This window comes from Dyadobacter sp. CY347, assembly GCF_021502655.1.
Lineage (GTDB): Bacteria > Bacteroidota > Bacteroidia > Cytophagales > Spirosomataceae > Dyadobacter.
Window position 1 is genome coordinate 152,320 of record NZ_JAKFFT010000008.1, and the last position, 14,077, is coordinate 166,396.

General features: G+C 42.8%; 14 protein-coding genes. 12 read left to right on the top strand and 2 right to left on the bottom strand.

The window, feature by feature from the left end; all coding sequences use genetic code 11:
• Window positions 1-8: 8 nt before the first annotated feature.
• The 10 genes from L0659_RS18975 to L0659_RS19020 all read left to right on the top strand — a co-directional run bounded on the left by L0659_RS18975 (window position 9) and on the right by L0659_RS19020 (window position 10,746).
• Window positions 9-236, top strand: coding sequence for a hypothetical protein (locus L0659_RS18975; RefSeq protein ID WP_235128178.1), 228 nt, complete (start codon window positions 9-11; stop codon window positions 234-236).
• Complete coding sequence (locus L0659_RS18980) at window positions 236-703, top strand: type II toxin-antitoxin system VapC family toxin (protein ID WP_235128179.1); 468 nt, start codon at window positions 236-238, stop codon at window positions 701-703. The genes L0659_RS18975 and L0659_RS18980 overlap by 1 nt, the downstream gene beginning before the upstream one ends.
• Window positions 704-722: 19 nt before the next feature.
• Entirely contained in the window at window positions 723-3,215 is a 2,493-nt protein-coding gene (gene priA, locus L0659_RS18985) for a primosomal protein N' (protein ID WP_235128180.1), read from the top strand.
• A gap of 26 nt (window positions 3,216-3,241) precedes the next feature.
• Window positions 3,242-4,681 (top strand): pyruvate kinase, encoded by a 1,440-nt coding sequence (pyk, locus tag L0659_RS18990; protein ID WP_235128181.1) that lies wholly within the window; start codon window positions 3,242-3,244, stop codon window positions 4,679-4,681.
• Window positions 4,682-4,846: 165 nt separating this feature from the next.
• Entirely contained in the window at window positions 4,847-5,473 is a 627-nt protein-coding gene (locus L0659_RS18995; RefSeq protein WP_235128182.1) for a Uma2 family endonuclease, read from the top strand.
• Between the two features lie 99 nt (window positions 5,474-5,572).
• The gene (locus L0659_RS19000; protein WP_235128183.1) at window positions 5,573-6,196 is read left to right on the top strand and encodes a Uma2 family endonuclease; all 624 of its coding nucleotides are present in this window, start codon (window positions 5,573-5,575) and stop codon (window positions 6,194-6,196) included.
• A 148-nt stretch (window positions 6,197-6,344) separates the two neighbouring features.
• Complete coding sequence (locus tag L0659_RS19005; protein ID WP_235128184.1) at window positions 6,345-6,719, top strand: BlaI/MecI/CopY family transcriptional regulator; 375 nt, start codon at window positions 6,345-6,347, stop codon at window positions 6,717-6,719.
• Window positions 6,720-6,730: 11 nt separating this feature from the next.
• Window positions 6,731-8,200, top strand: a complete 1,470-nt coding sequence (locus L0659_RS19010; protein WP_235128185.1) for a M56 family metallopeptidase — start codon at window positions 6,731-6,733, stop codon at window positions 8,198-8,200.
• A 25-nt stretch (window positions 8,201-8,225) separates the two neighbouring features.
• The gene (locus L0659_RS19015) at window positions 8,226-9,590 is read left to right on the top strand and encodes a TonB-dependent receptor plug domain-containing protein (protein ID WP_235128186.1); all 1,365 of its coding nucleotides are present in this window, start codon (window positions 8,226-8,228) and stop codon (window positions 9,588-9,590) included.
• 130 nt (window positions 9,591-9,720) lie between these two features.
• Entirely contained in the window at window positions 9,721-10,746 is a 1,026-nt protein-coding gene (locus L0659_RS19020; RefSeq protein WP_235128187.1) for a Gfo/Idh/MocA family protein, read from the top strand.
• Between the two features lie 2 nt (window positions 10,747-10,748).
• On the opposite strand, the gene L0659_RS19025 is transcribed toward L0659_RS19020, so the two are convergent.
• Complete coding sequence (locus tag L0659_RS19025; protein ID WP_235128188.1) at window positions 10,749-11,141, bottom strand: biopolymer transporter ExbD; 393 nt, start codon at window positions 11,139-11,141, stop codon at window positions 10,749-10,751.
• A gap of 15 nt (window positions 11,142-11,156) precedes the next feature.
• A complete protein-coding gene (locus L0659_RS19030; RefSeq protein WP_026631865.1) occupies window positions 11,157-11,840 on the bottom strand; it encodes a MotA/TolQ/ExbB proton channel family protein in 684 nt (227 codons plus the stop codon).
• Window positions 11,841-12,112: 272 nt separating this feature from the next.
• Between L0659_RS19030 and L0659_RS19035 the strand changes: the two genes are divergently transcribed.
• Together L0659_RS19035 and L0659_RS19040 are read left to right on the top strand one after the other, a co-directional pair.
• Window positions 12,113-12,928, top strand: coding sequence for an MbnP family protein (locus L0659_RS19035; RefSeq protein ID WP_235128189.1), 816 nt, complete (start codon window positions 12,113-12,115; stop codon window positions 12,926-12,928).
• A 14-nt stretch (window positions 12,929-12,942) separates the two neighbouring features.
• On the top strand, window positions 12,943-14,076 hold the full coding sequence (locus tag L0659_RS19040) for a cytochrome-c peroxidase (protein ID WP_235128190.1): 1,134 nt from the start codon (window positions 12,943-12,945) through the stop codon (window positions 14,074-14,076).
• Window position 14,077 lies beyond the last annotated feature (1 nt).

Genomic DNA, 14,077 nt, shown 5'->3' on the forward strand with positions numbered 1-14,077 from the left:
TATACACTATGAAAGTTGATATCACATCGCCAAACGCGAGTTCTAGTATGTTTCGCACGCATAAATCCTATTCCGCCGAAGAGATATTAGCAGCTGGCGGTGCAGATGCATTTGGCGAAAAGACTGGGGATAATAACGAAAGAATCATTCAAGCGCTTCAAGATGGCCCTGCTATTGAGCCATTTACGGATGAGGAGTGGGAAGATTTGTTGCGTCAGCTTGAGGCGACCAAATAATGGGTGTTATTTTCGATACCAATATTTTAATAGCAATTGTCAGGGCAGGAGATCAGTCTGGGATACTTAAATACCTTAATCCCGTAAATAGTAGGGTCTATATTTCCATAGTTTCAGAAGGAGAGATCAAATCACTTGCAGTGCAAAATAAATGGGGAAGTAATAGGATCAGTGCTTTGGAGCGTCTGCTGAATCAAATTACTGTTGTTGATGTAACGAATGTTGCATTAAACACTTATTCGGAAATTGATTCTTATTCCCAATTACGCAATCCAAATTTTAACAAGTATCCATTCGCAACGCCAAGAAATATGGGCAAGAATGATCTTTGGATTGCTTCGCTTGCTGCTTTTTTAGGGCTTGAACTTGTTACTGCTGATTCAGATTTTGATCATCTACATGAAGTTTTTTGTGATGTAAAAAGAATTGATAAGGAGGAGTTTCTGCCTTTCTTCAATAAGAACTAAACATTTCCCCCGCCGCCAAATGACCTCGATTTTTGAGGAAGAAATAACGCTTTTTGCCGATCTGATTTTACCGGTTCCGATTCCTTCTTTGTTTACTTACAGGGTTCCCAGGGAGATGAGCGGGATGATTAAGGTTGGTGCGCGAGTGATTGTGCAGTTTGGGCAAAAAAGGGTGATTACGGCTGTTGTCGCCAATATCCATTCCAATCCGCCTTCCAAATATCAGGCAAAGTACATTCTCGAACTGCTTGATGACGAGCCCATTGTCACCAAGCGTCAGCTGGAATTGTTCAACTGGGTTTCGGAATATTACCTCTGCAACATTGGCGATGTGCTCAACATTGCGCTTCCGGCAGGACTGAAAATTACGAGTCAGTCACGGATTCAGATAAATCCTGAATTTGAATATGATGATCTGCTGACGGATCAGGAGCGGATTGTGGTTGACGAGATCAAAAAGCATCAGACACTTTCCTATGAAGAAGTTGAGCGGCTTTTGCAGCGTTCCAACATCACTGCGATCATCAAATCCCTGGTTGGCAAGCGTGCCGTTATTCTTTTTGAGGAGGTTAAGGAGCGATATAAACCGAAAGTTGTCAGAAAAATCAGGCTTAATGCTTCTTACACGTCCAATGATGCCCTTTCCAAATTGGCTGGCTCTCTGGATAAAACGCCGAAGCAGCAGGAAATTCTTTTGAAATATCTGAGTTACATTCCGGTTTACAACAATCCGGATCTGAACCAGAAAGGATTGGACAAATCCATTTTTAGTCAGGACGACAATGTTTCGGATGCTTCGCTGAACACATTGATTAAGAAGGGGATCTTCGAACAGTTCGAGATTTTCATTTCCAGATTCGACGACATTCCGGCTAGCAATGCTGTCATTACATTAACTGAAACGCAAAAAAAGGCTTCCCAACAAATTCATGAGTTTTTTGCAGAAAAAGAAGTGGTGCTTCTCCACGGAATAACCGGCAGCGGAAAAACGGAAGTGTACATTGAGCTGATCAAACAAGTCCTGGAAAGCGGCTTGCAGGTTTTGTTTTTATTACCTGAAATTGCCTTGACGACTCAGATTGTAGTCCGGCTGCGGAAAGTTTTTGGTGATACCATGGGCATTTACCATTCCAAATTTTCTGATAATGAGCGCGTTGAAGTTTGGAAAGGCATTCTGGATGGGAAATTTCAGTTTGTAGTCGGTGTGCGTTCTGCGGTTTTTCTTCCTTTTGATAATCTGGGTTTAATCATTGTTGACGAGGAACACGAAACTTCGTACAAGCAGCACGATCCCGCGCCGCGCTATAATGCGCGGGATGTGGCTGTGATCATGTCCTATATGCACAAAGGGAAAACGCTGCTTGGCTCCGCAACGCCCTCATTAGAAAGTTATTATCACGCGCAAACGGGCAGATATGGGTTTGTGGAAATGAAGCAGCGATTCGGAAATGCAGCATTGCCGACTTTTGAACTAATTGATACAAAAAAGGAAAAGAAATCGAAGAAGATGAAAAATGAGTTTTCATCTGTGCTGATTGACCATTTAAAATTAAATCTTCAAAATAAAGAACAGACCATCCTTTTCCAGAACCGCCGCGGCTATTCGCCCTATTTGCAATGTGAAATCTGCAACTGGATTCCTGAATGTGCGAATTGTGACGTGAGCCTGACTTATCATATGAAAGCCGGCGAAGTGCGCTGCCATTATTGCGGTCATAAAGAAGAAGTTCCGCGAACTTGCCCGCAATGTGGTTCAACACAGGTAAAAACGATGGGTTACGGAACGGAAAAGATTGAAGATGAGATACATTCGATGTTTCCGGAAGCGCGGGTACAACGCATGGACCTGGATACGACAAGGGCGAAAAACGCTTACCAGCAGATCATCTCAGAGTTTGAAGAAGGCGGAATCGACATTCTGGTCGGAACGCAAATGGTGAGCAAAGGCCTTGATTTTGACAATGTTAGCATTGTCGGGATTTTTGATGCCGACCGGATGATCCATTTCCCGGAATTCCGGGCTTCGGAACGGGCGTTCCAAATGCTTACGCAGGTTAGCGGCAGGGCGGGAAGGCGCGCAGAAAAGCCGGGAAAAGTGCTTATTCAAACCAGTAATCCAGGTCAGAAACTGCTCGAAAGGATAATTAATAATGATTACGAAGGCATGTATGCTTCTGAGATTGAGGAGCGTGAGAAATTTCATTATCCGCCATTTACCAGGCTTATAAAAGTGACGGTGAGGCATGTCGACGAGGCCACTTCCAGCAAGGCTGCAAAGATTCTGGCGGAGAAACTTACGGCCAACTTAGGAGCCAGTCGTGTTCTCGGACCACAGCCGCCGCTGGTGGAAAGAGTAAGAAATCAGTTTTTGTTCGACATTCTCATTAAACTTGAACGAGAAAAGATTAATTTTAAGGCGGCAAAGTCATTTATACAAGAAAAGGTTATTGATATTTTAACCGATAAGACGCTCAAAAGCATCCAGGTCGTGATTGACGTGGATTGTTTATAAAAATCATTTTTACTGCATATTAATCTATGTCTTCCAAAAAAACCAGAATTGTTGCTACCGTAGGTCCAGCCTCCGAAACAAAAGAAACATTGTATGCATTGGCAAAAGCCGGGGTAAACGTTTTTCGCCTTAACTTCTCTCACGGCTCCCACGCTGATCACCTCCAAAGATTAACGACCATTCGGGAAATCAACGAAGAGCACGGTTTAAATCTCGCTATTCTACAAGATTTGCAAGGTCCAAAAATCCGTATCGGCATGGTTGCCGAAAAAGACGGTGTTTTGATCGAAGCAGGAAATAAATTAATTCTTTCCAACACAGAAGTGCTGGGAACCGCGGAAAAAGTGAGCACGCCATACGACGGCATGTACAACGATGTAAAAATCGGCGACCGTATCCTTATGGACGACGGAAAACTGGAAGTGCTGGTAACGGGAATGGATGGAACCGACGTGGTAACGGAAGTAATTTATGGTGGTTATCTGAAATCCAAAAAAGGTGTAAACCTGCCAAATACCAAAGTTTCAATGCCTTCCGTAACTGCGAAAGATTACGAAGATCTGGATTTTGGTCTTGAAAATAATGTGGAATGGGTGGCATTGTCATTCGTTCGCACAGCCTCAGAACTGATTAAAGTAAAGGAATATATTGCCAGCAAAGGCAAAACGGCGCGTTTGGTTGCTAAAATCGAGAAACCGGAAGCCATTCTCAACATTGATGAGATCATTGAAGCTACGGACGCGATCATGGTTGCCCGCGGTGACTTGGGTGTGGAGCTTCCGGCTGAGGAAGTTCCGATGATCCAGAAAATGATCGTTGACAAATGTAATAAGGCTGGGAAACCGGTTATTGTTGCTACTCAAATGCTTGAAAGCATGATCGATAGCCCACGTGCAACACGCGCGGAGCTGAACGACGTTGCCAACTCAGTGCTTGACGGCGCTGACGCTGTAATGCTTAGCGCTGAAACAGCTTCGGGTAAATATCCGTTGCTGGCCGTTGAAAGCATGACAAGAACCATTGAAAGGGTTGAAACTTCTACAAACAGCATTTATTTCAGACATCATGCTGCTGTTAGTGAAAGCACTAGCGTGAACAAAATAAATGATTACGTTGTGATGAGCGCTTGCCGTTTGGCGCGTGACACACAAGCTAAGGCCATTATCGGGATTACACGTTCGGGATATACATCTTTCCGTCTTTCCCATCACCGCCCAAAAGCTGGTTTGCTGATTTTCACTTCCAACAAGGTGTTAATGAATCAATTGGCATTGTACTGGGGAACAAAAGTCTACTATTACGACCGCGATCAGGATGCTTCTACGGATGACCTGATTGAAGATATCAAGCAAATTTTGGTTGAAAAAGGTGAATTGCAAAAAGGCGATGTGTTCATTAACACGCTTAGCATCCCGGTTTCGAGACAACGTAAGACGAACACTGTCAAATTGAGCGTTGTAGAATAAAAAGAAAAGAGTTTTTATAAAAGCAGCAGGAGGCAACTCTTGCTGCTTTTGCTTTTTACGGTCATTGATTACCGTTAGAAAAATGAAAGCGACCGCTGGGGAAGCCCCTTTATTACCCGACTACAAATTTCGCTATATTTACTTATGAGCAAATCAATAGGACATATGATAGCTTCTTCAACCCCGCAAAAGGTTTTGCCTAAAAACATTTCTGCGGAAAATATACCTGACGTTCTGATCCATGAAATAATTGACGGCATACCCTTGTATCGCAAAGGTTACCGTGACGTATTGGCCAAAACGAAAACGGTAGAAGAGATTATGGGTTGCAGTTCATTGCAGTTTTTTATTATTGATTACATTCTGGGAATTCTCTATCCAGTCATCAACAGGCAAAAGTATATTATTGCTACAAACGAAGCGGGCCTTCATTTAGATAGAAGAAACAACCTTTCGGGAGACATTATGATCTTTGATAAAGATGTCCTCACCATTGATAAAATAGACACGCATTATTCCCAAGTGCATCCGATGATCTCCATTGAAATCGACTTGGATGTCGAATTGGAAAGATTTACAGAAAATGGCTACATAACAATCAAAACACAAAAACTACTCGACTTCGGCGCTGATAAAGTGATCTGGTTCCTGACAAAACCAAGAAGCGTTATGATAGCAAGCAAGGATAACAACTGGCAGACGTTAAGCTGGGACGAGGACATTGAAGTGCTGAATGGGATTTGCTGTAATGTGGGTAAATACTTGAAGGATAAAGGTTCGGAGTTTGCCTGATTAGTAATCTTATATACGAAAAGCCATTTTAGTCTTCCTTTAAAGTTTGCTTGCATACTCAATTTTCTATACTTACTTATGAGCAAATCGATAGGACATATGATAGCTTCTTCAACTCCACACCGCGTTTCACCAAAAATCGATGTGGCGAAAATACCCAACGTTTTGATTCATGAAATAATTGATGGTAAGCCCTACTATCGGAAGGGTTATCGTGAGGTGTTGGACAAAACGAAAACGGTTGAAGACATTATGGGTTCGAGTTCATTGCAGGCCTTCCTGATTACCTATCTGACCATTTGGATTGGCAAGCAGCTCGACGAAATCAAATATCACATCTTAACGAATGAAGCGGGATTACATCTTGATAAGAAAAATAACCTGGCCGGCGACTTGCTGATTTTTGATAGCAGCAAATTGACTATTGATAAGATAAACAAGAACTATGCAACCGTGCCTCCCATCATTTCTATTGAAGTTGACATTGAAATTTCTCTGGATGGGTTTTCTGAACAACATTATATAGCGTTGAAAACTAAGAAACTCCTGGATTTTGGAACTGAGAAAGTGATCTGGTTTTTAACCGAGCCCAAGCAGGTGCTGATAGCGACGAAAGATAACGACTGGCAGACGTTAAGCTGGGACGAGGATGTTGAAGTGCTGGATGGGATTAGTTGTAATGTGGGTAAATATTTGAAAGATAAGGGTTCTGAGTTTGCTTGAATGAAATTGAAATCGTGGAAAAGCGAAGAAATAAGCATCTTCGCTTTTTTATTTATTTTATATAACTAATAGAATAGTTTTGAAACTAAATAAATAGTATTAACTTTGAATCAGTAGTTCGAAATACTGGTAAGACAAAATTAACAATATGGAAATACGCACATTAACGCGCGCCGAGGAAGAGATCATGCGAATCTTGTGGCAATTGAAAAAAGCTTTTGTGAAGGACATTTTGGCCGAAATGCCCGAACCAAAGCCTGCCTATAACACGGTTTCCACGATTATCAGAATCCTGGAAAAGAAAGAAGTCGTTGGCTATACTGCCTACGGAAAAACACATGAGTATTTTCCGCTGATCAGTGAGGAAGAGTACAAACGCCATGAAATGCAGCAGCTAATGGTCAATTATTTTGACAACTCCCTGCCCAATCTGGTTTCGTTCTTCGTCAAAGATAATGATCTCAAAACCAAGGACCTGGACGAGATCATGAAGCTCATTAACGATCATAAAAACGAACCATAAATCCGTTAGCTATGGAAACGCTATTGTACATCGGAAAAGTTAATCTCTATTGGATCTTGCTCTTCGCTTGTTATCAGCTTATGCTGCGGAACCATACGTTCTTTAAATGGAACCGTTATTATCTGCTAGGGTCGTTGTTTCTGGCGTTTCTGCTTCCATTACTTATCTACCCGGAAAATGCGCCTGAACTTCCGGCGGTCTATCAGATCAACGCTGCTGCTTTCACCGTTGGGGCAAACCTCGAATCAGCGGCGCCGATTATGACCACGACGCAGGTAATCTGGTCTGTTTATGCACTTGGACTGATCATTGCTGCATTTCGGTTTTTCAAGCATGTTATCCAGTTAAGAAAGTTTTTAAAAGCAGGTGAAATTATTGAATTAGATGACTGCACGGTAGTCCTGATCGATTCCAACAACACCGGCTCATTCTCCTTTCTGAAATGGATCGTCATCAACAGGAATGATTACGAGCATCATTTCGACGCTATTTTGAGGCATGAAATGGTGCATACACAGCAAATGCACAGCCTGGATATTCTGCTGATCGAATTTTTGAAAGCATTGTTCTGGTTCAATCCCATTCTGATTCTTTACAAGCGTTCCATGCAGGAAATCCATGAATTCCTGGCCGACGCACAAGCTCCTAACCGGGACAATTACGCCCAATTTTTAGTCGCCTACGCATTAAAAGCGCCTATAACATCATTGACAAATCATTTTTTCAAACCATCTCAAATCAAAAATCGAATTCGTATGATCTACAAAAACAGAACTTCGAAATGGATGCTCAGCACGTACGTGATCGCCTTGACGGTTATTGGAAGCTCGGCATTGTTTGTCGCGGGATGCGAACGAACGGAAGAATATGAGTCGGAAATCGCTGCAATAAACAAGCAAAAAGCAAAAGAGAGTTCGCCTATAAATGGAAAGGTTTTCACTGTTGTTGAAGAACAGCCGGAATTCCCCGGAGGCAATGAGGAAATGTTTAAGTTTTTAGGTAAAAATATTAGGTATCCAACAAAGGCTGTGAATGCCAATGTGCAAGGCAAAGTGTTTTTACAATTCATCGTAACGGAAGAAGGTGATGTCAGGGATATAGAAGTCCTGAAAGGCATTGGCTCTGGCTGTGATGAAGAGGCTGCACGTGTGCTGGCACTTTTTCCAAAATGGCAGCCGGGTCAACAAAACGGCAAGCCCGTTAATGTCAAATTCACCCTACCGGTTAACTTTCAATTGGAAGAAAGCGATGAAAAAACCTCGTCCAGCCACAAAGAAGCTGCTAAGTCAATGGCGACGGTGGTGCATTATGGTATTGCCCCGCTCTACGTTCTGGATGGAAAAGAAATGAAAGACGGTGATTTTTTAAAGACTTTCCCAAGTGAAAAAATCGAAAGCATGGACGTCCTGAAGGGTGCAAAAGCGGAGGAAGCCTATGGCGACAAAGGCAAAAATGGTGTGATCAAAATCACCACCAAGTAAGCGTTTTAATATTTGATCGAAGAAAATGGAAACACTGCTGTATCTCGCGAAGGTCAATTTGTATTGGGTGCTTTTCTACCTCATTTACCGGGTTTTACTAGGCAATCATACATTCTTTCACTGGAACCGGATTTATCTGGTTGGGTCGTTATTGATTGCATTTGTATTGCCGTTGATAACCTTTCCCGAGGCAGTTGTTACTTCTCAACCGGCGATATACGCCGCTTCGAGGCTTCCATACATGGAAACGCCCGAAACTGTTTCCTGGCTTTCTTTATGGATTCCTGTTTTAATAACTCTCTTAGCGGCAGGTTCCATGTATTTGCTGTCAAGATTTATCAGGTCGCTTAGGGATGTGTTTTTGATGATCAGGCAAGATGATGTGATGGACCTGGATAACGTTAAACTCGTCCTGCTTCCACACAATGAAGTTGGTTCTTTTTCATTCTTCAAATGGCTGGTCATGAACCGCCGCGATTATGAGCAAAATTTTGAACCGATCCTAAGGCATGAATCTGTCCATATTCATCAAATGCATAGTCTGGACATTTTATTTATTGAGCTGTTAAAAATTGCCTTTTGGTTTAACCCTGTGCTCTGGTTTTACAAGCGCTCTTTGCAGGAAGTCCATGAATATCTGGCCGATGAGCATGCACCGGATCGGGACGGATATGCCAGATTTCTGGTTGCCTATGCATTCAATGCACCGGCTGCGGCTTTAACCAATCATTTTTTCAATGGTCCATTGTTAAAGAGCCGTATCAAAATGATTTATAAAAATCGTAATGCCGAGTGGCTGCGAAGCAAATATTTCATCGTTTTACCGCTGATTTGCATTGTGTTAGTAACCACGGCAGCAAGAGAAAGGATTGTAGCGTCGATTGAAAAAATAACACCGACTGCGATTGGCACAATGATTATCGAGCATGCTAAACGCAATGATTTTAAATCGGTTAACACACCAGTTGAACAACCCGAAGTTGAGAAAGCAGCATTAATATCGAAAAAGAGTAAGGTTTCAAAAAAGCCTGATGCAAATTTTGCCAGCAGTAAATCTTTAACTTCCTTAGCGCCAGACACACTCCCGACAGCAGAGAAAAAAGCGACATTCTCAAATTATCGCTATGCAGCCAACATCGGGCCTATTGCTAAAATGGACTCGTTCCCAAAAGTCGGTGGCACGATAACCATCAGAGGCTACAATGGTCCGGGAAGCAACGCCTTGATCATTGTGGATGGCGTTAAACAAGAGCAACGCGGGTCAATTGGTTACAACCACATTAAGCCGGATCAGATCGAGTCAATCAGTGTGCTTAAAAATCAGAGCGCAATTGATGTTTACGGTGATGAAGGAAAAGAGGGAGTGATTATTATAAACACAAAAAAGTAACGCCGAGCTAAATCAATATTAGCGTAACATTAAATGACGATGCCCGGCCGCTCAGCCGGGCATTTTTTATGAGACATTTCGTTATGATTTGATACATTTGCTTCCTTAGCCTACATTCCGAAGCCTACTTATGCAAATCCTCAAAGCGGCCATTATTGGCGGCGGTCATATTGCTGATCAAAACCACATTCCTGCATTAAAAGCGCTTCCGGAGCGTGTTGAACTCATCGCGGTGTGCAGCCGGGATATTCAAAAAGCACGAGCGCTAGCCGACAAGCACGCAATTCCAATGGCTTGTGACAACGCAGCTGAAATGTTTGAAAGCGATAATAAGCCAGACGTGATCATTAATTGCACGGCAAATAATCTGCACCATCCTTTCACAATCCAGGCTTTGGAAAACAATTGCCATGTATTGTGTGAAAAACCTCCGGCCATTCACGCAGCTCAGGCCAATGAAATGGCGGATCTGGCGGAGAAAAAGGGCAAAACGCTCGGTTATAATTTTCAGCTCCGGCAAACACCGGAATATAGTTTATTAAAACGCTCGTTAGAAAATGGGCAATTGGGAGAAGTTTATCACATTAAAGCCAATTTTCTGCGCCGAAGAGGCATTCCGGGCTGGGGTAACTTCACAAATAAATCCGTTCAGGGAGGTGGCGCGTTAATGGATCTGGGCGTCCACGTGCTGGATCTCGCGCTCGGTCTGCTCGATTACAGCGAGCCGGACCGGATCATTGCCAACACGTATGATTACATTGGCAAAGCTGGCGGAAAAGGATTAATGGGAAGCTGGGATGCAGAAAAATTTGAAGTCGAAGATGCTTGTTTCGCGCATTTATCTTTCCCTAATCATGCAAGCATAACGTTATCCACGTCATTTGCATTGAATACAAACAAAGAGAAAGACGTTAATCTGGAAGTGTTTGGAACAAAGGCAGGCGCTGTGCTTTACCCATTTTCGTTATACAGCGAAATGGAAGGCGAGCTCGTAAATATGGAATTTCCGCATCTCGAAGAAACCGACATTCAGCTTAAAAATACAATTGCTTTTTTAGATGCTTGCGAAGGGAAGTCGAGCAACATTTGCAATGCAGCGCAGGGTGCCATCTTGCAAAAAATTGTGGAAGAGATTTATAAAAGCGCTGCAAAATGAAATCATTTTGCAGTCGCCATCACCATTTTAATTTCATTCTTAGCACCCAGTTCAAGTACATCCACAAGATCCTGAACAGCAAGGTTTTTATCGACTCTTAATACGATCGTCTTGTCTTCTACATTAGCAAAAATGTTTTGCAGTTCTGCTTCCAGGCGATCGAATGGAATAGGCTCTTTATCAATAAAATAACCCTTTTTATCATCAATTGAGAGGGTAATCTGCTTCTTATACATTTGCTGTGTTGCCGATGCTTTCGGCAGCATCAGCTTGATCACGTTCGGATTGGACATCGTTGAAATGATCAAAAAGAACAGCAAAAGGAAAAACATAATATCGTTCAGCGAGTGCGTGAACACCTCAGGGGCAAAACGAGCCTTACGACGTATTTTCATATTTTGGAAATGATATTAGTTCTTTGCAGCAACAGGCTTCTGCAATACGTCAAGGAAATCGGAAGCGGCCATTTGCAGTCTCAAAGCAAAACGGTCGATCTTCATGTTCAGCAAGTGATAGCCTGCATAAGCGATCAAACCGATGATCAAACCTGATCCGGAAGTGATCATTTTTTCATACATACCACCCGCAATGGTGCTGATATTGAAGTCATTGGAAATAGAAATGTCGTAGAAAATCCGGATAATCCCTGAAATCGTTCCGACGAAACCAAGCATGGGCGCGATACCCGCGATAACCCCCAGGTAAGGAAGATTTCCCTCCATACGCTGAATCTCGATTTGACTTGCATTTTCAATCGTCGTTTCAATGTCCTTAATCGGGTAACCAATGCGTCCGATGGCTCTTTCCAGAATCCGTCCCGAAGCATTGCGCTGATTGCGGCAAAGCGATTCGGCAGATTTCAGGTTTCCTTGCTGAATGAAATCCTTCACATTGTCTATCACGCCCGGATCAATCTTTCCATTGGCTCCAATGCCAAGAAAACGCTCTATAATAAGGAAAAGCGTCGCCAGGAAAAGTAGTCCGAGTGGCAACATGACCCAGCCTCCTTTTGCAAGAAGATCAATAATAGAAAGCCCCTCTGTGGCAACGGGTGCGGCCAAAGTAGAATCAGCAAGTGCTTGTAGAAGCATCATATTGGTTATAAAAGTGAATGTTAAGCTAATGAAAAAGAGGTCAATCCGGTCAAAAAACAGCTTTGAACATAAACGGCCTTAGTGCCCCCTTATTGTTTAAAGGGCAAATATAGGAAAATTACTCTTCGCGATTCCACGGGAAAACCAATCCCGGCAGGATTCTGTTAATAAAGAATATTTTTCAGGCTCCGCGAAGCTTATTTCGCATAAATCAGACCATTTTTCTGTTTAATACATGTTATAGACTCTCACTTTCCCCCAACCTGAACGGCATGAAAAGGACATTTTCATATCTGTTGCTGTCTGTCACGGCAGTTATTTTCAGCGCTTCTCTTATTGCTTCTTGTACAGACGACCCTGTTCCGCTTCCAATGGGCAGTGTTAAAGTAAAATTCGACAATGTGGTTGGATCCAAAGATTTGAAGCTCGATTCAGACACATATATGAATGCTGCTGGGGAAGAATTTAAGGTCAGCATGCTTAATTATTATATATCAAACATTAAGTTTATCGCGGCGGCTGGTAACAGTTATACAGTTCCACAGGATTCAAGTTATTTTCTGATTCGTGAAGGCAATGTTGATTCTCAACAAATTACAATTAACAATGTGCCGGCGCGCAACTATACGGGCATCGAGTTCGTCATAGGAATTGACAGCCTTCGAAGCGTGTCAGATATTTCGAAACGCAAAGGGATTTTGGACAAAGATTCGGGGCCTACCAATCAGGAAGCGATGTATTGGGACTGGAACCCGGGCTATATTTTCCTGAAATTCGAAGGCACGTCGGATTCTGCTACATCGTCGAACAACAAATTTTACTATCATATTGGCGGTTTTGGCGGGCTTACTGAAAAGACATTGAACAACATTCGTGTGGCAAAAATCAATTTTGGAGATCAGCGAGCGGCTGTTTCGGAAAACGGGGCAACGCAGATTAATCTGAAAGCGGACATTCTAAAAGTTTTCAACGGTTCGACCAGCGTGCGCATTAAGGAAAATACGAGCGTTATGTTTATGCCTTTTTCGAAAAATATTGCTGACAACTACATGACTATGTTTAGTCTGGATCAGATCATTAATCAATAAGGAAGTCAGGTTTTATGAAGAAAGCGGTTTTGCTTTTTGGTGCACTTTTACTCTTGTTTCAAGGAACTATTTCCTGTAACAAGAGCTCAGAAACGCCTGAACCAACGCCACCTGTTGTTACCAATCCCCCGCCTTTGGAATGGAAGAAACCGGCTTATTTTCCTGACCCGGTTTATGATTTATCCAAAAATCCATTGACTCCCGAAGGCGTTGAACTCGGACGCTTTCTTTTTTATGACGGCATCCTTTCCCGCACAGACAAGATAGGCTGCGGAACCTGTCACCAGCAACAAGCGGCATTCACCCATCATGGACATGATCTGAGCCACGGCGTTGACGACTTATTAGGCACCCGGAACTCACCTTCGGTTCAAAACATGGCATTCAGCCCGGTTTTTTTCTGGGATGGGGGCGTGCATGATATGGACCTTGTTCCGCCGGTGCCGATCCAGAATGACGTGGAAATGGGCGAACGTGTAGGAAATGTCATTGAAAAGTTACGCAAAACGCCTGTTGCAGGAGCCTCAAAGCAGGTTAATTATCCCAAAATGTTCGAAGCGGCATTCGGGACCAATGAAATTAATGCAGACCGGATGATGAAAGCATTATCGCAGTTTATGATGACAATGGTGTCTGCAACATCCCGTTATGATTATTTTCTCCAAGGCGATGCCTCTGCATTGACTGCATTGGAAAAACAGGGAATGACACTTTTCAAACAGAATTGTGCTTCCTGTCACAGCAGCGAGCTTTTTACAGATTTTAGTTTCAGAAACAATGGTTTGATTCCTAATAAAATCAAAGATCAGGGCAGATATGCAATTACATTAAACGAAGCTGACCGGCTCAAATTCAAGGTGCCTAGCCTGCGCAATGTAGGCCTCACCGCGCCTTACATGCACGACGGACGGTTCACAACTCTGGAACAGGTTTTAAACCATTATGCAAATGACCAGAGCGGAAGTAAAGACAGCATTTTCGTCTCCCCCACACTTGACCCGTTATTACAAGTTGCAGGCCAGAAACGCGGAATCAAGCTTTCAGCAACAGATAAGCAAGCCATCATTGCCTTTTTGAAAACATTAAATGACGAACAATTTATCAACGACAAACGCTTTTCTGACCCGGGAATAGGAACCTCATTATAAG

What these genes read in the sequence shown, in the direction of transcription:
- L0659_RS18975 (WP_235128178.1), top strand. Translation starts at nt 9, where the DNA reads ATGAAAGTTGATATCACATCGCCAAACGCGAGTTCTAGTATGTTTCGC.
- L0659_RS18980 (WP_235128179.1), top strand. Translation starts at nt 236, where the DNA reads ATGGGTGTTATTTTCGATACCAATATTTTAATAGCAATTGTCAGGGCA.
- priA (WP_235128180.1), top strand. Translation starts at nt 723, where the DNA reads ATGACCTCGATTTTTGAGGAAGAAATAACGCTTTTTGCCGATCTGATT.
- pyk (WP_235128181.1), top strand. Translation starts at nt 3,242, where the DNA reads ATGTCTTCCAAAAAAACCAGAATTGTTGCTACCGTAGGTCCAGCCTCC.
- L0659_RS18995 (WP_235128182.1), top strand. Translation starts at nt 4,847, where the DNA reads ATGATAGCTTCTTCAACCCCGCAAAAGGTTTTGCCTAAAAACATTTCT.
- L0659_RS19000 (WP_235128183.1), top strand. Translation starts at nt 5,573, where the DNA reads ATGATAGCTTCTTCAACTCCACACCGCGTTTCACCAAAAATCGATGTG.
- L0659_RS19005 (WP_235128184.1), top strand. Translation starts at nt 6,345, where the DNA reads ATGGAAATACGCACATTAACGCGCGCCGAGGAAGAGATCATGCGAATC.
- L0659_RS19010 (WP_235128185.1), top strand. Translation starts at nt 6,731, where the DNA reads ATGGAAACGCTATTGTACATCGGAAAAGTTAATCTCTATTGGATCTTG.
- L0659_RS19015 (WP_235128186.1), top strand. Translation starts at nt 8,226, where the DNA reads ATGGAAACACTGCTGTATCTCGCGAAGGTCAATTTGTATTGGGTGCTT.
- L0659_RS19020 (WP_235128187.1), top strand. Translation starts at nt 9,721, where the DNA reads ATGCAAATCCTCAAAGCGGCCATTATTGGCGGCGGTCATATTGCTGAT.
- L0659_RS19025 (WP_235128188.1), bottom strand. Translation starts at nt 11,141, where the DNA reads ATGAAAATACGTCGTAAGGCTCGTTTTGCCCCTGAGGTGTTCACGCAC.
- L0659_RS19030 (WP_026631865.1), bottom strand. Translation starts at nt 11,840, where the DNA reads ATGATGCTTCTACAAGCACTTGCTGATTCTACTTTGGCCGCACCCGTT.
- L0659_RS19035 (WP_235128189.1), top strand. Translation starts at nt 12,113, where the DNA reads ATGAAAAGGACATTTTCATATCTGTTGCTGTCTGTCACGGCAGTTATT.
- L0659_RS19040 (WP_235128190.1), top strand. Translation starts at nt 12,943, where the DNA reads ATGAAGAAAGCGGTTTTGCTTTTTGGTGCACTTTTACTCTTGTTTCAA.